Source organism: Pseudarthrobacter sp. MOO13, from assembly GCF_058267655.1.
Genome location: NZ_CM177848.1, coordinates 3,662,320 through 3,685,512, shown reverse-complemented (window position 1 = coordinate 3,685,512; position 23,193 = coordinate 3,662,320). Strand labels below are relative to the sequence as shown.

General features: G+C 66.9%; 18 protein-coding genes and 3 riboswitches. Of the genes, 6 read left to right on the top strand and 12 right to left on the bottom strand.

Annotation, left to right across the window (positions count from 1 at the left end):
* Positions 1-24: 24 nt before the first annotated feature.
* From AC4EEO_RS16830 to AC4EEO_RS16810, 5 genes are all read right to left on the bottom strand, one after another.
* Positions 25-303: an HPr family phosphocarrier protein gene (locus AC4EEO_RS16830; RefSeq protein WP_018763716.1), complete on the bottom strand. Its 279-nt coding sequence runs from the start codon at positions 301-303 to the stop codon at positions 25-27.
* Positions 304-370: 67 nt separating this feature from the next.
* On the bottom strand, positions 371-2,467 hold the full coding sequence (locus AC4EEO_RS16825) for a PTS fructose transporter subunit IIABC (protein ID WP_491339325.1): 2,097 nt from the start codon (positions 2,465-2,467) through the stop codon (positions 371-373).
* Positions 2,468-2,469: 2 nt separating this feature from the next.
* The gene (locus AC4EEO_RS16820; RefSeq protein ID WP_491329192.1) at positions 2,470-3,492 is read right to left on the bottom strand and encodes a 1-phosphofructokinase family hexose kinase; all 1,023 of its coding nucleotides are present in this window, start codon (positions 3,490-3,492) and stop codon (positions 2,470-2,472) included.
* A complete protein-coding gene (locus AC4EEO_RS16815) occupies positions 3,489-4,295 on the bottom strand; it encodes a DeoR/GlpR family DNA-binding transcription regulator (protein ID WP_018763713.1) in 807 nt (268 codons plus the stop codon). Before AC4EEO_RS16815 ends, AC4EEO_RS16820 begins: the two co-directional genes overlap by 4 nt.
* Positions 4,296-4,523: 228 nt before the next feature.
* A complete protein-coding gene (locus AC4EEO_RS16810) occupies positions 4,524-4,781 on the bottom strand; it encodes a DUF6458 family protein (RefSeq protein ID WP_018763712.1) in 258 nt (85 codons plus the stop codon).
* A 173-nt stretch (positions 4,782-4,954) separates the two neighbouring features.
* Here AC4EEO_RS16810 and AC4EEO_RS16805 point away from each other — a divergent pair, with 173 nt between their 5' ends.
* The 3 genes from AC4EEO_RS16805 (at position 4,955) to AC4EEO_RS16795 (ending at position 8,985) form a co-directional block, all read left to right on the top strand.
* Positions 4,955-5,572 carry an alpha/beta hydrolase gene (locus tag AC4EEO_RS16805; protein WP_026265134.1) on the top strand — a complete coding sequence of 206 codons (618 nt, stop codon included), beginning with the start codon at positions 4,955-4,957 and terminating at the stop codon, positions 5,570-5,572.
* 195 nt (positions 5,573-5,767) lie between these two features.
* Positions 5,768-6,505: an HAD family hydrolase gene (locus AC4EEO_RS16800; RefSeq protein WP_133831191.1), complete on the top strand. Its 738-nt coding sequence runs from the start codon at positions 5,768-5,770 to the stop codon at positions 6,503-6,505.
* Positions 6,506-6,639: 134 nt separating this feature from the next.
* Complete coding sequence (locus AC4EEO_RS16795) at positions 6,640-8,985, top strand: glycoside hydrolase family 65 protein (RefSeq protein WP_491339324.1); 2,346 nt, start codon at positions 6,640-6,642, stop codon at positions 8,983-8,985.
* 61 nt (positions 8,986-9,046) lie between these two features.
* Here the strand turns inward: AC4EEO_RS16795 and AC4EEO_RS16790 are convergent, their stop codons facing one another.
* From AC4EEO_RS16790 to gcvP, 6 genes are all read right to left on the bottom strand, one after another.
* Positions 9,047-10,357 (bottom strand): MFS transporter, encoded by a 1,311-nt coding sequence (locus tag AC4EEO_RS16790; RefSeq protein WP_491339323.1) that lies wholly within the window; start codon positions 10,355-10,357, stop codon positions 9,047-9,049.
* A 69-nt stretch (positions 10,358-10,426) separates the two neighbouring features.
* Positions 10,427-11,440 (bottom strand): lipoyl synthase, encoded by a 1,014-nt coding sequence (gene lipA, locus AC4EEO_RS16785; protein ID WP_461840003.1) that lies wholly within the window; start codon positions 11,438-11,440, stop codon positions 10,427-10,429.
* 73 nt (positions 11,441-11,513) lie between these two features.
* Positions 11,514-12,836: a serine hydroxymethyltransferase gene (glyA, locus tag AC4EEO_RS16780; RefSeq protein ID WP_491329194.1), complete on the bottom strand. Its 1,323-nt coding sequence runs from the start codon at positions 12,834-12,836 to the stop codon at positions 11,514-11,516.
* Complete coding sequence (gene gcvH, locus AC4EEO_RS16775) at positions 12,833-13,216, bottom strand: glycine cleavage system protein GcvH (protein ID WP_018763959.1); 384 nt, start codon at positions 13,214-13,216, stop codon at positions 12,833-12,835. The genes glyA and gcvH overlap by 4 nt, the downstream gene beginning before the upstream one ends.
* Positions 13,217-13,463: 247 nt before the next feature.
* Positions 13,464-14,612 carry a glycine cleavage system aminomethyltransferase GcvT gene (gene gcvT / locus AC4EEO_RS16770; RefSeq protein WP_491329195.1) on the bottom strand — a complete coding sequence of 383 codons (1,149 nt, stop codon included), beginning with the start codon at positions 14,610-14,612 and terminating at the stop codon, positions 13,464-13,466.
* 5 nt (positions 14,613-14,617) lie between these two features.
* The gene (gcvP, locus tag AC4EEO_RS16765; protein ID WP_491339322.1) at positions 14,618-17,500 is read right to left on the bottom strand and encodes an aminomethyl-transferring glycine dehydrogenase; all 2,883 of its coding nucleotides are present in this window, start codon (positions 17,498-17,500) and stop codon (positions 14,618-14,620) included.
* A gap of 159 nt (positions 17,501-17,659) precedes the next feature.
* A riboswitch (glycine riboswitch) is annotated at positions 17,660-17,760 on the bottom strand.
* 290 nt (positions 17,761-18,050) lie between these two features.
* Positions 18,051-18,149: riboswitch (glycine riboswitch) on the top strand.
* Positions 18,150-18,245, top strand: a riboswitch (glycine riboswitch). It begins immediately after the preceding riboswitch.
* Between the two features lie 48 nt (positions 18,246-18,293).
* On the opposite strand from gcvP, the gene cycA reads away from it, so the two are divergent.
* From cycA to AC4EEO_RS16750, 3 genes are all read left to right on the top strand, one after another.
* The gene (gene cycA / locus AC4EEO_RS16760) at positions 18,294-19,820 is read left to right on the top strand and encodes a D-serine/D-alanine/glycine transporter (RefSeq protein ID WP_133831185.1); all 1,527 of its coding nucleotides are present in this window, start codon (positions 18,294-18,296) and stop codon (positions 19,818-19,820) included.
* Between the two features lie 78 nt (positions 19,821-19,898).
* On the top strand, positions 19,899-20,702 hold the full coding sequence (locus AC4EEO_RS16755; protein ID WP_491340441.1) for a hypothetical protein: 804 nt from the start codon (positions 19,899-19,901) through the stop codon (positions 20,700-20,702).
* Complete coding sequence (locus tag AC4EEO_RS16750) at positions 20,686-21,435, top strand: LamB/YcsF family protein (RefSeq protein WP_491339321.1); 750 nt, start codon at positions 20,686-20,688, stop codon at positions 21,433-21,435. The genes AC4EEO_RS16755 and AC4EEO_RS16750 overlap by 17 nt, the downstream gene beginning before the upstream one ends.
* A gap of 173 nt (positions 21,436-21,608) precedes the next feature.
* Here AC4EEO_RS16750 and AC4EEO_RS16745 read toward each other — a convergent pair whose 3' ends face one another.
* Positions 21,609-23,174 (bottom strand): HNH endonuclease signature motif containing protein, encoded by a 1,566-nt coding sequence (locus AC4EEO_RS16745; RefSeq protein ID WP_491339320.1) that lies wholly within the window; start codon positions 23,172-23,174, stop codon positions 21,609-21,611.
* Positions 23,175-23,193: the final 19 nt, after the last annotated feature.

Sequence of the window (23,193 nt, the reverse complement as noted above, 5' to 3'; positions counted from 1 at the left end):
GTGTGCTGCCAGGCAGCGTGGCTGCTACTCGGCGTCGTGATCCGTTTCCAGGATCTGCACCAGGCGTTCCAAGGCGTCGTCCGCACCCGCGCCCTCGGCGCGGAGGACCACCACGTCGCCGTGCGAGGCGCCCAGGCTCATGAGGGACAGGATGCTGGCGGCATCCATTGCCTCGTCTGCCGGCTCCCCTTCGCGGGCGATGGTGATCTCCAGGTCGAACTCGCCTGCCGCCTCAGCGAAGATGGCGGCGGGGCGTGCGTGCAGGCCCACTCGGCTGGCGACGGTTGCGGTGCGTTCTGGCATTGTTGCTCCTTAGTCGTTCGGCGTGCTGATGGTTCAGCGCCGGGAGGATAGGTGGGTCGGGGCCGGCTTAGACGGTTACGGGAACCGGTTCAACCGTATCAACGGTCTTCTTGACTGCCCAGCGTTTGAGGGCGATCACGGACAGGGCCGTAACTACCGTACCGACCACGATCGAGACGACGAACATCAGGAAGTTGTCGATGGCGAAGAAGACGAAGATGCCGCCGTGCGGTGCCTTGGATCCGACGCCCGCCGCCATCGAGATGGCGCCGGTCACCGCGCCGCCGAGCATGCTGGCGGGGATGACGCGCAGGGGGTCTGCAGCGGCGAACGGGATGGCGCCTTCGGAGATGAAGGACGCCCCCAGCAGCCAGGCGGCCTTGCCGTTTTCCTGCTCCGCGAGGCTGAACAGCTTCTTGTTCAGGACGGTGGAGGCCAGCGCCATGGCCAGCGGGGGAACCATGCCGGAGGCCATGACCGCGGCCATGATCTGCCAGGGTGCCTGGTTGTCGATGGTTGCTGCCCCCAGGCCGGCGACGGCGAAGGAGTAGGCAACCTTGTTGACGGGACCGCCGAGGTCGAAGCACATCATCAGGCCCAGGATCACGCCGAGCGCGATGGCGCCGGCACCGGTCAGGCCGGACAGCCAGGCATTCAGGCCCTTGGTGATGGCCACGATCGGGCCGCCCAGGATCAGGAACATCAGGCCGGAGGCCACCAGCGATGCCAGCAGCGGGATGATCACCACGGGCATCAGGCCACGCAGCCAGCGGGCTACCTGCAGGCGGCCCACCACGTGGGCGATGTAACCGGCGAGCAGGCCGCCGACGATGCCGCCGAGGAAGCCGGCTCCCATGAATCCGGCCACGGCACCGGCGACGAAGCCGGGGGCGATGCCCGGACGGTCGGCGATCGCGTAGGCGATGTAGCCGGCCAGCGCCGGGACCAGGAAGCCCAGCGAGAGCGCGCCGATCTTGAAGAGCACCGCACCCAGGTAGGCGCCCAGCGGACCCCACGCGTTGTCAGGGAACTCGGTGGGCAGGTTGAACAGGCTGTTCTGGACAACGATGTTGTCCGCGTACTTGGTGATCAGGTAGCCGCCCATGAGGAAGCCGAGGGCGATCAGGAGGCCGCCACCTGCCACGAACGGAATCATGTAGCTGACACCGGTGAGCAGGGCCTTCTTCAGCTTCTGCCCGATGTGCTCGCCCTTCTCCTCAGCCTCGTGCTCGGCCTGCTCCTCGGCACCGAAGTGCGGGACGCGGCGGGCGTGGGGGTTGTCGGCTGCGGCGAGTGCTTCCTGGACCATCTTGTCCGGCTCGTCGATGCCGCGCTTCACGGGGGCGTTGATCACGGGCTTGCCGGCAAAGCGCTCCTTGCCGCGCACATCCACGTCCACCGCGAAGATGACGGCGTCCGCGGCGGCGATGACGGCGGGGTCCAGTGCCTTGGCGCCGGACGAGCCTTGGGTTTCCACCTGGAGGTCCACGCCCATTTCCCGGGCGGCTGCCACGAGGGAATCGGCTGCCATGTAGGTGTGCGCGATCCCGGTGGGGCAGGCCGTGACGGCTACCAGGCGCTTGGGGCCGCGTCCGCCGGACCCGGCCACACCGGCGGCGGGGGCACCGGCGGCGGAGCCGGCGGCACCTGCGCCAACGCTGGCACCAACCGGTACCGCGTCCGCGGGGGCGGTGGCAGCGTGGGCGGCGGGCTTGTCCGCCAAGGCCCCTTCAACGAGTTCCACGATCTCGGCCTCGGAGGAGGCGTTGCGCAGCGCTGCGGTGAAGTCCTTCTTGATCAGGGAGCGGGCCAGTTTGGAGAGCAGCTTCAGGTGCTCCTGGTCCGCGCCGTCCGGGGCGGCGATGAAGAAGACCAGGTCCGCCGGGCCGTCCTTGGCGCCGAAGTCCACCTTGGGGTTCAGGCGGGCCATGGCCAGGGTGGGTACCGTGACGGCGGCCGAGCGGCAGTGCGGGATGGCGATGCCGCCGGGGATGCCGGTGGCGGTCTTCTGCTCGCGGGCAAAGGCGTCGGCGAAGAGGCCCTCGACTTCTGAGGCACGTCCGGTGGCAGCTACCTTGCTTGCCAGATGCCGGATCACCGCTTCGGGCGCGTTACCCAGGTTCTGGTCGAGCTCGACCAGTTCCGTGGTGATGAGCTGAGTCACTGTCAATCCTTTCGAAGGGCCGTGATGGTTACGGCATCCGGGGTTGTTTGGTGTACTGCCGGAACAGTGGAACCCGGCAGGGAGGCGGCGGCGGCACCGTGGGCCACCGCCTGACGAAGGCAGTCGGCCGGGGCGGATCCCCGGCCGTGGGCGAGCAGGTAGCCGGCCAGCGCGGAGTCGCCCGCACCAACCGTGCTCACTGCGGCGACCGGCGGGTGCGTGGCCAGCCACGCGCCGTCGGCCGTTACAAGGACAGCTCCCTTGGAACCGAGAGTTGCCAGCACAGCACCCACGCCGGAACGAACGACGGCGGCCGCGGCGGCTGCGGCTGCAGCCGGGTCCGCTTCCAGCTCGTCTCCGGTGGCCGGGGCAAAACCGGCGGCTGCGGCCAGCTCAGCCAGTTCTTCGGCGTTGGGTTTGAGGAGGTCCGGTTTCCCGGAACCTGGGGTTGTTGCGCCGCTGCCCGTACCGTCGTCGGAGCTTCCGGCGTCGGTCAGGGAGGCGGCCAGGGGCGCCCCGGAGGAGTCGACGGCGATCAGCGGCGCTGTGCCATTGCCCGCCTCCCGGATCCGCCGGGCCACCATGGCGTAGAAGTTGTCCGGGAACCCGGGTGGCAGCGAGCCGGCCAGGACCACCCAGCTGGCGCCGCGTGAGCTTTCCAGCAGCAACTTGATGAGCGCTTCCTGCTGGTCTGCGGCCAGGACCGGCCCGGGTTCGTTGATCTTCGTGGTGACGCCGCCGGGTTCGGTGAGCGCCACATTGGTCCGCAGCGGCTCGTCGATGGGCAGGGAGACGAAAGGCACCCCCTGCTCGCGCAGTCCGGCCAGGACGGGATCGCCGTCCGCTCCGGGCAGGACCGCCAGGGAATCGAGGCCGGACGCCACCAGGGCGCGGGAGACGTTGACTCCTTTGCCGCCGGACTCCTGGCGGACGGAGACGGCACGCTGCACCTCACCGCGGGCCAGCGGGCCGGGCAGGGCAACGGTCCGGTCAAGGCTGGGGTTGGCCGTGAAGGTGACGATCATGCGATCACCACGTCGACGCCGGCGTCTTCCAGGGCGGCCGCGAGTTCGGGCCCGGGTTCACTGTCTGTGATCAAGGTGTCCAGGTCTTTCAGGGAGGCGAACTGGACCAGGGTTTCCGTGTCCAGCTTGGAGGAGTCGGCCAACACCACAATGCGGCGTGCCGACTGGACGAAGGCTGCCTTGACGGCCGCTTCTTCAGGATCGGGAGTGCTGACGCCGAAGGTGGCGTGGATGCCGTTGGTGCCGATGAACGCTATGTCCGGGCGGATGCGGGCGGCGGCGTCCACCGTCGCCTGCCCCACGGCCACCTGGGTAATGCCGCGGACGCGCCCGCCCAGGATCTGCAGGGCTACGCCGGGAACGTTGGAGAGCTTGCTGGCGATAGGGACGGCGTGGGTAATGACCACCAGTTCGTGGTGCGGCCCGGTTCCGTCGGTCGGTTCGATGGCGGTACGGCGCGCCAGCAGGTCCGCCAGGACCTCGGTGGTGGTGCCGCCGTCCATGAGGACGCTGGCCGGCGAGTTCCGTGGAATGAGCGCGAGTGCGGCCTCCGCGATGCGGATCTTCTGGTCCGGCCGCTGGATGGCACGCTCGGTGACGCTTTCTTCGGTGGTGCTGAAGCGGTCGGCAGCCACGGCGCCGCCGTGGACCCGGCGGACGGTGCCCGCGTTCTCCAGGGCGGCAAGGTCCCTGCGCACGGTTTCGGTGGTGATGCGGAAGCGCTCTGCCAGCAGGGTCACGCTGACCCGGCCGTTGCCGGCGACAAGCTCGGCAATCTTTTGCTGGCGCTCTTCGGCGAACACGTACCCTCCGTTGCGTAGGTTCCTGCGTGACTGGCATCACATTGATGTTGAGTTACTTGACTTTATCTTTGCTTATGTTGGTTTGTCAATGGAAACCCACACGAAACAAAATCGGTTTGGGGAGGGACCCCTGTGGACGCAGGAAAGCCGGGCCGGACCTGGGATGGTCCAGCCCGGCTCTCCGGGTTCATGGCTTACTCCGGACTCTCGTTCCGGGATTCGCTGTGGCTAGATGCCGCCGTCGCGGGTTTCGTGCCGGGTGATGCGCTCGCCAGTGTTGGGATCGATGACCGAACGGGACTCGCTGACGCGGCGGCTCCGGCCGGGGGAGGCCAGGATCAGCGAGGCGATCAACCCAATCACGCCCACGGCGATCAGGATGTAGCCCACCAGCTGCTGGTCCACGAACGGGATCAGCCCTGGAGCCACGGCCCAGGCAAGGATGGCGCCGAGGGCGATGAGGAAGATAGACGAGCCAATTCTCATGACGTGCTCCTTATAGCCGCGTCCTGCGCGGCGCTGGTAGGGCATTGCGGTGATGGTGGTGCGTATGGTGCCACTGCTAAGCATGCTGTCTGTCAGGCGACACGCTACCTCCCGGCGATTCCGGATTCAATCACCGCGCCGGGGCGGCGTGCACGCCTCGCTAGGCTGGTCCGGTGGAAACAGTTGTGTGGTCCAAGCCGGAAGAGTTGCGCGCCGGCACCCCCTTGCTGGTGATGATGCACGGCTACGGCACGGACGAGTCCCGGATGGTGCGCCTCTTCGAGTACCTGCCCCAGGAGTTCACGTTCGCCGCGCTGCGTGCTCCCATGCCCATCGGGGACCACTGGGGATGGTTCCTGCTGGACTACTTCCTGGCCAACGACTTTGCGGACGTTATCTCCGCGGCCACCTCCGTGCGGGCCTGGATCGGATCGGTCAAGGACCAGCACAGCAGCGTCACCCTGATGGGGTACTCCCAGGGGATGGCGATGGCAAGCACGCTCATGCGGCTGCACCCCGATGACTACAAGGCCGTGGTGGGGCTGTCCGGCTTCGTGCTCAACAACGAACTCCTGTCCACGATGGACTCCTTCGACACCAAACCGCCGTTCTTCTGGGGGCGGGACAAGGCGGACCTGGTGATCAATGAGGACGCCACTGCCTACACCGCCGAGTGGCTGGCTGCCAACACATTGCTGACGGCCCGGACCTACCCGGGCATGGGGCACGCCATGTCCAAAGCCGAGATGGTGGACATCAGCGCATTCCTGCGCCACTACGTGCTGCGCTGAACTCCGCCCGGTGCTGCCGGGCCGGGAAAAAACAGTTGCCAGTCAAATTTGCAAGCGCTTACACTCGTCTGTGGCCATGATCGGTCCTGCAGTGGGCGGACACGGAGATGCTGCTGTGCGCGTGCGCACGGGAGCCTCCTGTGGCCGCACCGGCGGGGCCGGCTGTCCGCAGACTGAAAGGACACCGCACCGCTGATGACACACCTCACGTCACCCGGGACTACCGACTGGACCGGCGCCGCCGCAATCCTGTTCGACCTCGACGGAGTACTGACGCCCACAGCCACAGTGCATGAGCGCGCGTGGCAGGAACTCTTCGACGGCTACCTGGCCTCGCATCCGGACGTTCCCGGGTACCGCGAAAGCGACTACTTCGACCATATTGACGGCAAACCCCGCTTCGACGGGGTGCGGGACTTCCTTTCGTCCCGCGGTATCACCCTGCCCGAAGGCCCGCTCGACGACGACCCCGCCCACGAAACGGTCCAGGGCCTGGGCAACCGGAAGAACGGGATCTTCAACGACATCGTCAGCGCCGGCGTCGAACCTTTCGACGGCTCGGTGCGGTTCCTCGAAGCGGTGCTGGCGCAGGGACTCAAAGTCGCCGTCGTCTCGTCCTCCCGGAACGCGCCCGCCGTCCTGCAGGCGGCCGGGCTCAGCCACCACTTCCCGGTCGTGGTGGACGGGGTGGTTGCCGCGGAACAGGGCCTGCCCGGCAAGCCGAGCCCTGCCACCTACGAATACGCCGCGAAACTGCTGGACCTCTCCAGCGCCGAGTGCGTGGTGGTTGAAGACGCCGTGTCCGGGGTGCAGGCCGGACGGGCCGGGTCGTTCCACTCCGTCATTGGGGTGGACCGGGGCGCCGGCCGGCAGACGCTCCTGGACGCCGGTGCCACCTTGGTGGTCAATGACCTTCAGGAACTCATCCCCTAAGCCGGTGATGCCCGTTCCCCCGGGCTACCGGTGCCGCTACCCCCCAAGTGGCACCCATCCGAGCAGCGCATTCTCCCCGAATACCTCGTGCCCGCCCCCCGGCGGCACCCAGCAAGGCCAAAAGGATCCCCACCATGGCAGTCATTACCGCGGACCGCGAACGGTTCCCCGACACCCCCTGGCAACTCGTCGAAACCCGCCACGAGGCTGGTGGCGCAGGCACCCTCGAAACACTCTTTGCCCTGGGAAACGGGCACCTGGGTATCCGCGGCGCCCACTGGGCGGCGGCGGATGGCGGCCTGCCCGGCAGCTTCATCAACGGGCTGCATGAAATTTGGGACATCAAGCACGCGGAAAACGCCTTTGGCTTTGCCCGGACCGGGCAACGCATCATCTACGTTCCGGATGCCAACAACTTCGCGGTGGTGGTGGACGGCGAAAGCCTCAGCCTCGCCGAGTCCGAGGTCCTGGAATACCGGCGCGCCGTGGACTTTTCCACCGGAATCTACGAATGCCGCATCACCTGGCAGTGCCGGTCCGGGGCCGCCGTGACCACCACTGAACGGCGCGCCGTCGGCTTCGAGTCCCGCGGCTGCCTCGGCATCTCGCTGGAAGTGGCCACGGACCGGCTGGTTTCGCTGGACGTCACCTCCCAGGTGATCAACCGCCAGGACCAGCCGGTGGAGGACCACTCCGTGCACGATCCGCGCCGGTCCGGCCGCCACGCCGGACGGGTACTGCTGCCCGTAAACCTTGACGGCGGCGACGGTTCGCTGCGCCTCTCGTGGGAGGCCGCAGAATCAAAGCAACGGGTGGGCCTGGCCGTGGACCACTGGACCTCTGCGGGGCACCAGCCTTTCGAAACCCTGGTGGACCAGGATGACAGCAGCGTCCGGTATGTCCTGGCAGTGGAGCCGGACGAACCCTTCCGGCTGGAAAAGAGCGTCAGCTACGCCGCCGGCCGCCGCGTCCAGGACCCGAACGTCGATGCAGCCGCGGTGGCCGAGGAAGCCCTTCGCCCGGTGAACGAAATCTTCGCCGAGAGCATGGCCCACTACCGCGGCTACTGGGCCACGTCCGACATTGTGGTGGGCGGCGGCAGCCCGGGGCTTCAGCAGGCCATCCGGTGGAACCTCTTCCAGCTGGCCCAGGCGACGGCCCGCGCCGATGTTGCCGGCATTCCCGCCAAGGGAGTAACCGGCTCCGGCTACGAGGGGCACTACTTCTGGGACCAGGAGGTATACCTGCTGCCCTACCTCACCTACACCAACCCCGACGGCGCGCGGCAGGTCCTGGAGTTCCGCCACGGCATGCTGCCAGAGGCCAAGATCCGCGCCAAGGAACTGAGCGTTGACGGTGCACTCTTCCCGTGGCGCACCATCAACGGACTCGAAGCAAGTGCCTATTACGCTGCCGGAACGGCCCAGTTCCACATCGCGGCCGCGATCGCCTTCGCCACCAACAGGTACCTCTGGGCCACCGGCGATGCCGCCTTCCGGGACGGAATGGGTGCCCAACTGCTCATCGAGACGGCCCGGATGTGGATCTCCCTGGGCTTCTTCGGCAAGGACGGCCTTTTCCACATCCATGGCGTCACCGGCCCCGACGAATACACGGCCGTGGTGAATGACAACCTCTATACGAACGTGATGGCCCGCTTCAACCTGCGGGTCGCCGCGGCGCTGGACCACCCCGGGATCGACGACGCCGAGCGGGAGCTCTGGGAGCAGGCCGCCAACCGGATGCAGCTGCCCTTCGATGAGGACCTGCAGGTGCACTCCCAGGACAACGACTTCATGACCCTGGAAGCCTGGGACTGGACCACCCCGCGGTCCAAGTACCCCCTGCTGCTGCACTTCCACCCGCTGGTGATCTACCGCCACCAGGTCCTCAAGCAGGCGGACACGGTCCTGGTCATGTTCCTCCAGTGGCAGGACTTCACGGCACGGGAGAAGCAGCGGGCCTTCGACTTCTACGATCCCATCACAACCGGCGACTCCACCCTGTCCGCCTGCGTGCAGGGGATCATGGCGGCCGAGGTGGGGTATTCAAAGGAAGCCCTGGACCACTTCACCAGTGCCGCGTTCATCGACCTGGACGACACCCACGGCAATACGATCGACGGCGTCCACATCGCCTCCACCGGCGGCGTGTGGTCCTCCCTGGTGTGCGGCTTCGCAGGCTTGCGGGACCAAGGGCCGGTCCCGTTCTTCGATCCGCGCCTGCCCGCGGAGTGGGATTCGCTGGCCTTCCACCTGAAGGTCAGAGGCCGGCTGTTGCTGGTCCAGCTCGCGTCCGGTTCCATCACTCTCACCGTGCAGGAAGGTGAACCCCTGGAAATTGACGTCCGGGGCCAGCGGGTCCTCGCAGCGGCGCAGGGCGTGCAGGTCCCGCTGGAGCCGGTGGCCATTCCTGAACCGACGGTCTTCCCCAGCGGCCTTCCGACGGCGAGCATCCCGGTGGTCCGCGGCCACAGCTAGGCCCCTGCCGGGCACCCGGGTGGGTCCGACGGCGGGAGGAGACGGTGGTGCGCCCGCCGCCCTAGTCTCCTGCCGTCGTCGCCCGTTCCACCTGGAGTGCCGCGTCCAGCGGATGCGCGCGTTCATCGCGGGACATGTTGGCGGCTGCCATGGCCACCACCCCCACGACGGGGCACACGCCGCCGGCCACGAGGAAGATCAGCCAGATGGGCAGTACCTCCGCCGCCGGTCCTGCCAGCGCCATGGAGACCGGCATCAGGGCCAGCGACACAAAAAAGTCCAGGCTGGAAATCCTTCCCAGCAGGTGCGGCGGCACGCGTCTCTGGAGCAGGGTGCCCCAGATGACCATGCCGACGCTGCCGGTGGCACCGAACACGAAGAGGGCCGCCCCGACCGCCCAGAAGTTGTCCATCACGCCGATCGCGACCAGGGGGAGGCTGCCGGCACCCCAGGACACCATCATGACCGTGAGGTACCGCCGCGGCAGCCGGAAGGACGCGGTGAGCAGCGAGCCCAGGGCAGCGCCGACGCCCATGATGGCGAGCAGGAACCCGAACGCGCTTGAATCCCCGCCGAGCTGGTCGCGGACCACAAACGGGAGCAGCACCTCGATGGGGCCGATCAGGAACAGCACCGAGATGCAGGCCCACAGGAGTGTCCACAGGAGCCAAGGGGTGCGCACGGTGTAGCTGACGCCCTCACGCAAGTCCCGGATGAAGGATTGCCGACGGCGTTCCGCGCCTTCCGCCGCTTCCCCGCCTTCGCCGCGGGTGTCCGGGCGTTCCTGGGGGCGCAGGAAGTTCAGGATGACGAAAGCCGCGAAGTGGCAACCGGCAACCGCGGTTACTGCGTGCGACGGCGAGAGCGCTGCCACCAGGACGCCTGCCGCCGCGGGCCCGGCCGCCTGTTGCAAAACCGGCCGCATGGACCCTTCCATGCCGTTGGCCGCCAGCAGGTCTTCCGGTGGCAGGATGCGCGGCAGGATGGCCGAGTACGCCGGGAAGAAGAACGCCGCACCCACCCCCAGCACGAACGCGCCCACCGCCACGTGCCACAATTCCAGCCAACCGGCGATCGCCAGCCCGCTGATGGCGGCGATCACGGCAAGGTTGGCGCCTTCCACGGCGATGATGAGGCGGCGCTGGGGGACCCGGTCGGCCGCGATCCCGCCGGCCAGGACGAAGGCCACCAGGCCAACGCTGCCCGCCGCTGCCACCAGGGAGAGGTCCAATGGGCCGCCACCCAGGTGGATCACCTGGTAGACCATGGCCACGGCCCACATCCCGGACCCGAAAATCGAGATGGCCAGGGCCGCAATCAGCACACGGTACTCGCGATGGGCAAACGGCCGCAAAGCTTTGGGCGTGGGCATAGGCCAAGTTTAGGGGCCTTCCGGCCGGCACGACCACCCTGGGCGGCCCGGCCGGAACCCCGTTCCGGATTATCCGGCCAGGAGGGTGCTGGCTTCCTGGCGGGTGGTGCCGGAGTCTTGGATGCCGTCGGCGATGTGGGCGAGTTCGGCGGGGATGTCGCGGCCTTTTTTGCGCATGGCGGTGGCCCAGAGGCGGCCGGCGCGGTAGGAGGAGCGGACCAGGGGGCCGGACATGACGCCGAGGAAGCCGATGTCCTGGGCTTCGTGCTGGAGGTCGACGAATTCCTGGGGTTTGACCCAGCGGTCCACGGGGAGGTGGCGTTCGGAGGGGCGGAGGTATTGGGTGATGGTGATCAGGTCGCAGCCGGCCTCGTGCAGGTCGCGGAGGGCTTCGGAGATTTCCTCGCGGGTTTCTCCCATGCCCAGGATGAGGTTGGATTTGGTGACCATGCCCAGGTTGCGGCCCTGGGTGATGACGTCCAGGGAGCGGTCGTAGCGGAACGCGGGCCGGATGCGTTTGAAGATCCGGGGCACGGTTTCGACGTTGTGGGCGAAGACTTCGGGGGCGGAGTCGCAGATCGCTTTGATGTGGTCGGGGTTGCCGGAGAAGTCGGGGATGAGCAGTTCCACGCCGGTGCCGGGGTTCAGTTCGTGGATCTTGCGGACGGTTTCGGCGTAGAGCCAGACGCCTTCGTCTTCGAGGTCGTCGCGGGCCACCCCGGTGACGGTGGCGTAGCGCAGTTGCATGGACTGGACGGAGCGGGCCACCTTGGTGGGTTCGAACATGTCCACGGGGGAGGGTTTGCCGGTGTCGATCTGGCAGAAGTCGCAGCGGCGGGTGCATTCGGACCCGCCGATCAGGAAGGTCGCTTCCTTGTCTTCCCAGCATTCGAAGATGTTCGGGCAGCCGGCCTCTTCACAGACGGTGTGCAGGCCTTCCTTTTTGACCAGGTTCTTCAGCCCGACGAACTCCGGGCCCATCTGGACCTTGGCTTTGATCCATTCCGGCTTCCGCTCCACCGGAACGGCAGCATTGCGCTGCTCGATCCGCAGCATCTTCCGGCCTTCAGGTGCCAATGTCATCGTTGTTCCTTTGTTTGCTCGAAGGGGGGCCGACAGGCTCAACGACCGTTTGCTGAGCCTGTCGGAACCAGGGTCAGGACAGGGGTGCGATGCCTGGGTAGAGCGGGTGGGCTTTGGCCAGGGCCTCGACGCGGTGACGGAGCCCGGAAAGGTCCGCGCCGGCGTCGGCCGTCAATGCCTCGGCGATGATGTCCGCAACCTCCCGGAAGGCGTCCTCGTCGAACCCGCGGGTGGCCAGCGCCGGGGTGCCGATGCGCAGGCCTGAGGTGACCATGGGCGGGCGCGGGTCGAAGGGCACGGCGTTGCGGTTGACGGTGATGTCGATCGCGGCGAGCCGGTCCTCGGCCTGCTGTCCGTCAAGTTCGCAGTTGCGCAGGTCGACGAGGACCAGGTGCACGTCGGTGCCGCCGGAGACCACACTGATGCCCTTTGCGGTGACGTCCGGCTGGACCAGGCGTTCTGCCAGCAGGCGCGCGCCGGCGAGCACACGTTCCTGGCGTTCGCGGAACTCTTCGGTGGCGGCGATCTTGAAGGCCACCGCCTTGCCGGCGATGACGTGTTCCAGCGGGCCGCCCTGCTGTCCCGGGAACACTGCCGAGTTGATCTTCTTGGCGATGTCGGCGTCGTTGCTCAGGATGATCCCGCCGCGCGGACCGGCGAGGGTCTTGTGCGTGGTGGAGGTGGTGACGTGCGCGTGCGGCACCGGGCTCGGGTGAAGGCCTGCTGCGACCAGCCCGGCGAAGTGCGCCATGTCCACCATCAGGTACGCGCCCACGGAATCGGCGATCCGGCGGAACTCGGCGAAATCCAGCTGGCGGGCGTAGGCGGACCAGCCGGCCACGATGAGCTGCGGCTTGTGCTCCCGGGCCAGGCGTTCCACCTCGGCCATGTCGATGGTGTGGGTGTCCTCCCGGACCTGGTACGGCACCACGTTGTAGAGCTTGCCGGAGAAGTTGATGCGCATGCCGTGCGTGAGGTGGCCGCCGTGCGCCAGGTTCAGGCCCATGATGGTGTCGCCGGGCTTGATCAGGGCGTGCATCACGGAGGCGTTGGCTTGGGCTCCGGAGTGCGGCTGGACGTTGGCGTATTCCGCGCCGAACAGGGCCTTCACCCGGTCGATCGCCAGTTGCTCGATCACGTCGACGTGTTCGCAGCCGCCGTAGTAGCGCTTGCCCGGGTAGCCCTCAGCGTACTTGTTGGTCAGGACTGAGCCTTGGGCCTGCATGACGGCGGCGGCCGTGTGGTTCTCGGAGGCGATCATTTCCAGGCCGTCGCGCTGGCGGCCAAGCTCGTCGTCGATCCTGGCGGCAACCTCAGGGTCCAGGACGGACAGGTCGGCGTTCAGGCTGGGGGAGGCCACCTGCTCGAAGGCGCCCACTTCTGCCGGGGCGCTCACAGCTCGCCGCCGTTTGCTGCGGCGTATTCCTCGGCGGACATGAGCGGGCCTTCCTCGGTGACGGACACCTTGAAGAGCCAGCCTGCACCGTAGGGATCGCTGTTGATCAGGGCGGGGTCCGAGACCACGCCGTCGTTGATCTCGGTGACCTCGCCGGTGACCGGGGCGTAGAGGTCGGAGACGGACTTGGTGGATTCCACCTCGCCGCAGGTTTCGCCGGCCGTGACGATGGAGCCGACCTCAGGCAGGTCCACGTACACGATGTCGCCCAGGGCGTCGGCCGCCACGGCGGAAATCCCGATCCCCGCAGGCCCGGATCCGTCCACAGCAACCCATTCGTGCTCGGCGGAGTATTTCAGTTCAGCTACAACTTTTGCCATGTGTGTTTCCTTGGGTTCGTGTTGAGAAAGTGAGAAAGCGTTGGGTTGATTCCCGCAACAAGTGAGCGGGCGTTGGGTTGATTCCCGCAACAAGTGAGCGGGCGTTGGGTTGATTCCCGCAAGAAGTGAGCGGGCGTTGGGTTGATTCCCGCAAGAAGTGAGCGGGCGTTGGGTTGATTCCCGCAACAAGTGAGCGGGCGTTGGGTCCTGCGGGTGCGGCCCCCCGGGCCGAACCCAGCCCCGGAAGCTACTTCTGGCGCCTGTAAAACGGGAGGGGGACCACTTCGAAGCGCTCGGGCTTTCCGCGGAGGTCGATGTCAAGGACGGTGCCGACTTCAGCAAATTCGACCTCGACGTAGGCCATGGCGATGGGGTATCCGAGGGTGGGGGAGGGCTGGCCGGAGGTTACTTCGCCCACCAGGGTGCCGTCCTTAAGGACGGGGTAATGGGCGCGGCCGGCGCGGCGTCCGGCACCCTTGAGGCCCACCAACTTCTGCCCGATGGTTGATCCGACTCCGGCGGCCTTGATGGCTGCCAGGGCGTCCTTGCCCACGAAGTCGCCTTCCTTGGCCAGCGACACCACGGGGCCCAGGCCTGCCGCGTAAGCGTTGACGTAGCGGGAGAGTTCGTTGCCGTAGAGCGGCATCCCGGCTTCGAGGCGTAGCGAGTCGCGGGCGGCGAGGCCGGCGGGCACCAGGCCGGAGCCTTCGCCGGCCTGGAGCAGTGCCTCCCACAGCGCGGGCGCGTCCAGGTTGGGAACGTAGATCTCGAACCCGTCCTCGCCGGTGTAGCCGGTCCGGGCCACGAGCAGGTCTTGGACCGTGCCGTTGACGGCGATGCCCACCTCCACGGCGGCGTAGTACTTGAGCCCGGTGAGCAGTGCGTGCTGTTCGGCCGGGACCAGCGTCAGGAGGATCGCTTCGGAATTCGGTCCCTGGACGGCGATCAGCGAGGTGTTGGCGGAGGCGTCCTCCACAGTGACGTCGAAGGCGGCGGAGCGTTCCAGGAGTTCCTTGGCCACCACTGCGGCGTTGCCCGCGTTGGGCACCACCAGGTACCTGTCAACGCCCTCTTCGGGGGATGGCCGGCGGTAGGTGATGAGGTCGTCGATGATGCCGCCGTCTTCGTTGCAGATCAGCGAGTACTTTGCCTTGCCGATGGCGACCGCGGAGATCTTGCCCACCAGGGCGTAGTCCAGGAACGCGGCGGCGTCGGGGCCGGTGACCCAGACTTCTCCCATGTGGGAGAGGTCGAACAGCCCGGCGGCCTTGCGGACAGCGTGGTGTTCCGCGAGTTCAGACTCGTACTTGAGCGGCATCTGCCAGCCGCCGAAGTCCGTGAACGAGGCCCCGGCCTTCTTGTGCTGCTCGAAAAGAGCGGTGTAGTTCTCGGTCATGGGAATCAGTCTTCCAATCCGGTGATTGAGCTTGTCGAAGTCTCGAACGCTTCGAGGGGCGGGCAGGAGCAGACCAGGTTCCGGTCGCCGGCGGCGCCGTCGATCCGGCCGACGGGTGGGAAGTACTTGTCCTGGCGGAGCGAGGCAACGGGGAAGGCCGCCTGCTCCCGCGGGTAGGCGCGGTCCCAGTCAGAGCTGACGACGGCGGCCGCAGTGTGGGGTGCGTTGCGCACCGGGGATGCCTCCAGGGTGATGTCGCCGTTGGCCACCTGCTGGATCTCGCCATGAATGGTGATCATGGCCTCGATGAAGCGGTCGATCTCGGCCAGGTCCTCGGACTCGGTGGGCTCCACCATCAGCGTGCCCGCGACGGGGAACGAAAGGGTGGGGGCGTGGAAACCGAAGTCGATCAGCCGCTTGGCCACGTCCTCGGCCGTGACTCCCGTCTTCGCGGTGAGTTCGCGCAGGTCCAGGATGCATTCGTGCGCCACCAGCCCGCCTTCACCGGTGTAGAGGACCGGGAAGTACTCGTTCAGGCGGGACGCGACGTAGTTGGCCGCCAGCAGCGCGGACTTGGTGGCCTCGGTCAGGCCCTCACCGCCCATCAGCTTCACGTACGCCCACGAAATCGGCAGCACGCCGGCCGAACCGAACCGGGACGCCGAGATCGCCACCCCGTGCCCGGGCTCGTGCGCCGCCTTGTTCGCGTCGCCCGGCATGAACGGTGCCAGGTGCGCCTTGGCGGCAACGGGCCCGACGCCGGGTCCCCCGCCGCCGTGCGGGATGCAGAAGGTCTTGTGCAGGTTCAGGTGGGACACGTCCCCGCCGAACTGGCCCGGCTGGGCCAGCCCTACAAGTGCGTTGAGGTTGGCCCCGTCGATGTAGACCTGGCCGCCGGCAGCATGCACAGCGTCACAGACTTCGCGGACATCGGAGTCGTACACGCCGTGGGTGGAGGGGTAGGTGATCATGATGGCCGAGAGGACGTCCTTGTTGGCCTCGATCTTGGCCGTCAGGTCGTCGTGGTCGATCGTCCCGTCAGCGGCGGTGGCAACCACGACCACCTTCATGCCCGCGAGGACGGCGGAGGCGGCGTTGGTGCCGTGCGCCGAGGCTGGGATCAGGCAGACGGTGCGCTGCTGCTCGCCGCGGGATTGGTGGTAGCCGCGGATCGCGAGCAACCCGGCGAGCTCGCCCTGGGAGCCCGCGTTGGGCTGGATGGACACCTGGTCATACCCGGTGATCTCGGCGAGGTCCGCTACCAGGCCGGCGATGAGTTCGCGCCAGCCTTCGGTCTGGGAGTCCGGGGCGAACGGGTGGATCGAGGCGAACTCCGGCCAGGAAATGGCTTCCATCTCGGCCGTGGCGTTCAGCTTCATGGTGCATGAACCCAGCGGGATCATGGTGCGGTCCAGCGCCAGGTCACGGTCCGAGAGCTTGCGGATGTAACGCAGCAGCTGGGTTTCAGACCGGTGCGTGTTGAAGACCGGGTGCTGCAGGTAGGCCGAGGAACGCAAAATAGTGTCGGGCAGTTCGAATCCCTGGGCGTCACCCACCGGACCGGCGCCAAAGGCGACGGCGACGGCGGAAAGTGTTGCCGCCGTCGTCGTCTCATCAACGGAGACGCCCACCGTGTCCGGATCGATGAAGCGCAGGTTGATGCCGCGGGCTTCAGCGGCGGTGATCACCTTGGCGGCCTTGCCCGGAACGCGGACGGTGAGGGTGTCGAAGAAGGAGTCCGTGACCAGTTCGCGGCCCAGTGACGTGAGTGCTGTTGCCAGGACCCTGGCCTTGTGGTGGACGGTCTCTGCGATCGCCTTCAGGCCGTCGGGGCCGTGGTAAACGGCGTAGAAGGAGGACACGATGGCCAGCAGCGCCTGGGCGGTGCAGATGTTGGATGTGGCCTTCTCGCGGCGGATGTGCTGCTCGCGGGTCTGCAAAGCCAGGCGGTAAGCGGGAACGCCGGCATCGTCCTTGGACACCCCAACCAGGCGGCCGGGCAGGGAACGTTCCAGGCCCTTTCGGACGGCCATGTAGGCGGCGTGCGGCCCCCCAAAGAACAACGGCACACCAAAACGCTGGGCCGAGCCGACAGCAATGTCCGCGCCCTGCTCGCCCGGAGGGGTAATCAGGGTCAGGGCCAGCAGGTCCGCAGCCACCGTGACCAGCGCGCCCCGGTCCTTGGCAGCGGTGATCACGGCGGATTGGTCCCACACCCGGCCGGAGACCCCGGGCTGCTGCAGCACGACGCCATTGATGTCGCCCTCGGGCAGGCCCTTGGACAGGTCCGCGACCTCCACCTCGAAGCCCAGCGCCTCCGCACGGCCCCTGACAATAGCGATGGTCTGCGGAAGTACGTCGATGTCCAGGACAGTCTTGCCGTCCTTGGCTGCCGCGGACTTGTTGGCGCGGCGCATCAGGAGCACGGCCTCGGCCACGGCGGTGGCTTCATCCAGCAAGGAAGCGTTGGCTATCGGGAGCGCCGTCAGGTCCTGCACCATGGTCTGGAAGTTCAGCAGCGCCTCAAGCCGGCCCTGCGAGATTTCCGGCTGGTAGGGCGTGTAGGCGGTGTACCAGGCCGGGGATTCCAGGATGTTGCGGCGGATCACCGGCGGCGTCACGGTGTCGTAGTAACCCTGGCCGATCATCTGGACGGCAGTCTTGTTCTTCGCGGCAAGCTTCCGCAGTTCCGTGAGGACTTCAACCTCGCTGAGGGCGTCGGTCAGCTTGAGCGCAGTTTCCTGCCGGATGGACGCGGGGACGGCCACGTCAACCAGGCCGTCCACGCTGTCGTATCCCACGGCCTTGAGCATGGTGTCGACGTCGGCCTGGCGGCGCGCACCGATATGGCGGTCCACGAAGGATGTTGGAAGCGACTGAATCGTCATGAGGAACTCCAGGTCTGGCCGGCCAGGGTGGCACAGCGTGGGATGGGTTCCTCCCCGCTCTGTATTGGACCTGAGAGATTCCGCGTTGCCTGCTGGTGGCAGGGGACCGCTTGCACCGTCGGTGAACCAGGCCGGAGCCTGGTTGCTTTCCAGAGTCGCCTCGCCGTGACGGTACATGGGCCTGAGAGATTCCTGGGGAGGATTTGCTCCTACGGCGCCTGCCCGGTGATTCGCCGGGAGGACTCTCCCGTCACAGCTCGAAAGGCTTATTCAAATGTGGGTGATTCGGCTCACAAGGTATCGGGACGAACCCGTCATTGGCAAATCGGCCAGGTGCGGTGAGGGGCTTGACTGGGCGCGTGACGCCTTCGTTCCCCGCTTGTGTCGGAAGGGGTTTGACATTCGATCGTGACGGACACCACACTGAACCCGGGATTGGCGCCGCCGGTGGCTGGCTCAGCGTATCCGGAGCGGCCTACCAGTCGGCGCCTGTCCCGTGCATGCCCGGCGGCGGCCCAAAAAGCCGCCGACCTCCAACTGAATACGCCTTCGACCTGCGGCGGGAGAGTCCTGCCGGGTACACCCAGCAGGCGCCGTAGGAGCAAACCCTCCCCAGGAAACTCTCAGGCCCACGTACCGCCGCGGACAGGCAACTCTGGAAAGCAGCCGGGCATGACCTTGGCTCACCGACGGTGCAAGCGGCTTTGGCTGCGGAAACTCTCAGGTCCACAACAGAGCGGGGAGGAACCAAATCTTTGCGGCTCCAAAAGCCGCTTTATCGATGGAGTTCCTCATGGCGATTCATCCCCCCACGTCCAACAGCGAACCAGCCCGCGGCCAGGGTGCTGCCACGGCGGCCCGCAGCGGGCCTCCCCACCTGGAACGGCAACTCACCAACCGGCATATCCAGCTCATCGCCATTGGTGGCGCGATCGGCACAGGCCTGTTCATGGGTTCCGGCAAGACCATTTCCGCCGCCGGACCTTCCGTGATCTTCGTGTACATGATCATCGGCTTCATGCTTTTCTTCGTCATGCGGGCCATGGGCGAGTTGCTGCTGAGCAACCTGAACTACAAGTCCTTCAGTGATTTCGCCGCCGACCTCCTGGGTCCGTGGGCAGGCTTCTTCACCGGGTGGACGTACTGGTTCTGCTGGGTGATCACCGGAATCGCGGACGTCATCGCCATCGCCGGGTACTCAAAAGAACTTTGGCCGGCGCTGCCGCTTTGGATCCCGGGCCTGGCCACGGTGGGCATCCTGCTGCTGCTGAACCTCGCCACGGTCAAGGCGTTCGGCGAGACAGAGTTCTGGTTCGCCCTCATCAAGATCGTCGCCATCGCGGCCCTGATCATCGTGGGACTTTTCATGATCTTCACCGGTTTCCAGAGCGACGCGGGCACGGCTAGCTTCACCAACCTGTGGAGCCATGGCGGGTTCTTCCCCAATGAGTTCATGGGCTTTGTGGCCGGATTCCAGATTGCAGTATTCGCCTTCGTGGGCATCGAACTGGTGGGCACCACCGCCGCCGAGGCCAAGAATCCCGAGCGCACGCTGCCCAGGGCCATCAACGCCATCCCCGTCCGCGTGCTGCTCTTCTATGTCGGCGCGCTGGTCATCCTCATGGCAGTCACCCCGTGGACCCAGTTCGCCGCCGGCCACAGCCCCTTCATCGGGATGTTCTCCCTGGCCGGCCTCGGCGCCGCGGCCACGGTGGTCAACCTGGTGGTCCTCACTTCGGCGATGTCCTCTGCGAACTCCGGCATCTACTCCACGTCCCGCATGGTCTTCGGCCTGGCCCAGGAAGGCGACGCCCCCGGTGTCTTCAGCCGGCTCTCCACGAGGAAGGTGCCCAGCAACGCGCTGTTCCTGTCCTGCGTCCTGCTGCTGTCCGGCGTCGTACTCATGTATGCGGGCCAGGATGTTGGCATGGCCTTTGAAATGGTGACCACCGTGTCGGCCGTCTGCTTCGTCTTTGTCTGGTCGATCATCCTCGCGAGCTACATCTCTTTCCGGCGTCGCCGCCCGCACCTGCACGCGGCCTCGAAGTTCAAGATGCCCGGTGGCATCCCCGCCGTGTGGGTGGTGTACGCGTTCTTCGCCTTCGTTCTCTGGGCCCTGACCACCCAGCCCGACACGCTCGCTGCCCTGCTGGTGACTCCCGTCTGGTTCGTCATCCTCGGCGTGGCGTGGGCCATTCTCCGGCGCCGTCCCGCGCACCTGGCCCGCTTCGAGGTCTTCCGGGCCGAGCTTCGGGCCGACGAGGCCGCCGGTCGCCGCGGCGAACGCGCGGACGCAGAAGAGCCGGCCCAAAAAGTGTAAGCATGCTTAGTGTTTATCCACTTAGGATGGGATGACACGGCAGCCACGCGCTGCAGGTCGATTTGAATGAAGGTGACCATGGCCCGGCGCAGCAACCCCGCACTCCGTATCGCACAGGAAACCGCCCATAACGCGATGTTTGACGCCCAGGGCAAGCCCAAGCCCGGCGTTCACAACATGATCCTGAAGGCCGTGCAGATCCAGCGGCCTTTGGTGGTGGGCTACATCCGGAGGCTCCAGAAGAAGCATCCGCGGGCAACAGGCGCGCAGTTGGCAGACATCGCGGAACGCGACTACCTCCGGGCTGTCGCCGGAGGAGGCGCCCTGGTGGGTGCCACCGCCGTCGTCCCCGGCGTTGGAACCGTGGCGTCGCTGGGACTTTCCGCGGCCGCCACCGTTGGCTTCCTGGAAGCCACGGCCCTTTACGCAACGTCGCTGGCTGAACTGCACGGCATCAGGCTGACCAACCCGGAGAAAGCCGGCACCATGGTCATGGCCATCATGCTCGGCGAAGAGGGCACTGCGCTGCTGGGGACCCTCAGCGGCCAGGCAGCCGGCAACAGCGCAGGCAATGCCTGGGGGAGCGTTCTGTCCAAGTCGATGGTGGTGCCGGGATTCGGGAGCGTCCGTAAGCGGATCCAGTCGGCCTTCCTGAAGAACCTCCTGAAGCGGCAGGGCACTGCGTTATTTGGCCGCGCCCTGCCCTTCGGGATAGGGGCTGTTGTGGGTGGAGCCGGTAACCTCATGATGGGCCGCGCAGTGGCCAGGAACGCCCGCGAGGCTTTTGGGCCGATGCCGGACACCATTCCCGGCGAGCTGACCGCCGCTGCCGCGCCGGACAACCTGACGCTGGAAGGCAACACACTTGGATCTCAACGCTGACGTAGGGCAATCATTCGGCTCCTGGACGGCAGGAGGCGATCCGGCGATGTTCCAGATGGCCACCAGCGTAAACGTGGCGTGCGGCCTCCACGCCGGTGACCCCATCACCATGCTGGACAGCTGCAGGGCCGCCTACGAACTGGATGTCACCGTCGGGGCCCAACTCGGCTACCGCGATCTGGCCGGCTACGGCCGCCGCGCGCTGGACATGAGTTTTGATGAGCTCTTCGGTGACGTGCTGTACCAACTGGGGGCGCTCGACGGCGTAGCGCATGCGGTGGGTGCCTCTGTGGACTACGTCAAGCCTCACGGAGCCCTGTATGAAGCGGTGATCCATGACGCCGAGCAAGCCTCCGCCGTGGTGGCGGCCGTCAACGCCTACGATCCCGGCCTGCCCATCCTGGGCTTCCCCGGCTCGGAGCTGCTCAAGCAGGCCAAGGAAGCGGGGCACCCGGTGTTCGTCGAGGCCTTCGCCGACCGTGCCTACCGCGCCGATGGCAGCCTGGTGCCGCTTTCCGAGGACGATGCCGTCCTGTACGACGTCGATGCGGTAGTCGAACGGGCTGTTCGCCTGGCTACGCGAGGCGAAGTGGCGGCCGCGGACGGAACTGTCATTGCGGTCCGGCCGGACTCCCTGTGCATTCACGGTGGGACTCCTGACGCCGTAGAGATGGCGGCCCGGATCAGGGCAGGGCTTGAGGCAGCCGGCGTCGGGCTGGAGTCCTTCGCCTAGGAGCCTGCAGCCGTAGGGCATGCCGGCTTAGCTGCTCCAGCGGCACCGCAGCTGACCGGAATCGGCACCAGTGCCACTTCAGCTGACCGGCGTCACTCTGACCGAACCGAGGTCCCCCCAGCGTCGCATCCGCTGAACCGGGGTCGCCCCAGTGTCACTTCAGCTGACCGGCGTCACTCCGACAGGGCAAACGGCGTTTCGAAGAACTCTGCCCAGAGCGGGTCTTCCGGTGACAGGTCACTGAGGTCTATGAGGTTGGCGTCGTCCGGTTCCCATGGCGGGAGGTCTTCCATGCCTGCCTGTTCGCCGTGGAATTGGATGGGTATTGCATGAGTTCTGGCCGGCAGGGTTCCTGGTGGCCAGTGGGTTGGTTGGGGGTCGTGTTGTTCGGGTTTGTAGTGTCGGCCGGTGGGTGAGGTCCAGCCGGGTGGTTTGTTTTTGGTGGCTGGGTCGGGGTTCCAGGTGCTGTGGTGTTTGAGGCGGTGGTGTCGGGGGCAGAGTTGGGCCAGGTTGTGGGTTCCAGTGGTGCCGCCGTGGTGCCAGGGGTTGAGGTGGTCGGTGTCGTTGTCGGGGGTGTGGTTGGTGCAGCCGGGGAAGGTGCATGTGGTGTCCCGCAGCCGGAGCCATTGTTTGATGGTCTCCGGGAGCCGGTAGCGGGTGCGGCCGATTTCCAGGGGTGCCCCGTCGCGGGGGTCGACCAGGACCCGGTAGAACGATTCCGCCCCGCCGGCGACGAGCTTTCGCGCCATGGATGCCGGGACCGGCCCGAACCCGTCCAGCACGGCCGGGTCCTCCGTGAGGCCCAGCAGCGAGAACACCGGGACCGTGACCAGGACATCCGCCCGCGGCGTGGGGATCTTGCCGATAGCACGGGCATCTGCGGAAGCTTCACCCGGGGCTGTCGCGTTTCCGGTGCCGAGGAGCAGTGACGCGGCGACGTCGGCGCGGAGCTGGGTGAGGGTGCGGGGCTCGTCGGGGGTTTGGAGGCCGCGGGCGGTGGCGGTGCTGCGGTTCCAGATCGCGCACGCGGTGTCCCCGGGCAGGTAGAGGGAGAGCCAGGCCATCCCGTCGTGGTCCGGGGCGTAGTCCATCCGCCGGTCCGCCACCCCCTTGGCGTGGCGTTTTTCCAGGGTTTCGGGGTGGTGGCGTTCCCGCCAGGCCCGGACCTTCGCCCGGAACCGGGACGGGACAAGGTCACCGGGCGCGGCGCGAGCGGGGTTGGGTGCGTCGGGGTCGAAGAAGTGCGCCACCAACCCGGCCGCCCCTGCAGGGGTGAGGCCTTCGGTTTCGTCCGCGACGATCCGGGCGTGCTGCCAGGACACCGCACCCGTGGACAGGGCCTCGACCACAGGGGGCAGGGAGCAGACCCGGCGGGACTGCTCCACCAGCGCCCCGGAAACCCCCGAACTGATGGTGAGGATCCCGGCGATCTCCTCCACCACGGACATCTCCGCGAACGTGCGCTCCTCCACCGGGGCGTCCGGCGGAAGCAGAGCACGCTGGATCTCAACGGCATCCGCCACATCCCGCGCCTTCACCGCCGCCAGCTGGGCCTCCAACCGGGCCACCACCTCCAGCCGCCCCAAGCATGACTCATACCGCCGCTGCAACACATCCACATCAGCGCCAACACCGATACCGGCAGCGAGGGAAACATCCCTCAAAATCAGTGCATCCAGCGCAGCAACAGAGGCAGAAACACCCTCCATCACCACCGCCAGATCCGCACCGATTCCCATAAACACATCATCCAACGGG

Coding starts and splice junctions, on each gene's coding strand:
- AC4EEO_RS16830 (WP_018763716.1), bottom strand. CDS start 303: ATGCCAGAACGCACCGCAACCGTCGCCAGCCGAGTGGGCCTGCACGCA.
- AC4EEO_RS16820 (WP_491329192.1), bottom strand. CDS start 3,492: ATGATCGTCACCTTCACGGCCAACCCCAGCCTTGACCGGACCGTTGCC.
- AC4EEO_RS16810 (WP_018763712.1), bottom strand. CDS start 4,781: ATGAGAATTGGCTCGTCTATCTTCCTCATCGCCCTCGGCGCCATCCTT.
- AC4EEO_RS16800 (WP_133831191.1), top strand. CDS start 5,768: ATGACACACCTCACGTCACCCGGGACTACCGACTGGACCGGCGCCGCC.
- AC4EEO_RS16795 (WP_491339324.1), top strand. CDS start 6,640: ATGGCAGTCATTACCGCGGACCGCGAACGGTTCCCCGACACCCCCTGG.
- AC4EEO_RS16790 (WP_491339323.1), bottom strand. CDS start 10,357: ATGCCCACGCCCAAAGCTTTGCGGCCGTTTGCCCATCGCGAGTACCGT.
- lipA (WP_461840003.1), bottom strand. CDS start 11,440: ATGACATTGGCACCTGAAGGCCGGAAGATGCTGCGGATCGAGCAGCGC.
- gcvH (WP_018763959.1), bottom strand. CDS start 13,216: ATGGCAAAAGTTGTAGCTGAACTGAAATACTCCGCCGAGCACGAATGG.
- gcvT (WP_491329195.1), bottom strand. CDS start 14,612: ATGACCGAGAACTACACCGCTCTTTTCGAGCAGCACAAGAAGGCCGGG.
- gcvP (WP_491339322.1), bottom strand. CDS start 17,500: ATGACGATTCAGTCGCTTCCAACATCCTTCGTGGACCGCCATATCGGT.
- cycA (WP_133831185.1), top strand. CDS start 18,294: ATGGCGATTCATCCCCCCACGTCCAACAGCGAACCAGCCCGCGGCCAG.
- AC4EEO_RS16755 (WP_491340441.1), top strand. CDS start 19,899: ATGGCCCGGCGCAGCAACCCCGCACTCCGTATCGCACAGGAAACCGCC.
- AC4EEO_RS16745 (WP_491339320.1), bottom strand. CDS start 23,174: ATGGGAATCGGTGCGGATCTGGCGGTGGTGATGGAGGGTGTTTCTGCC.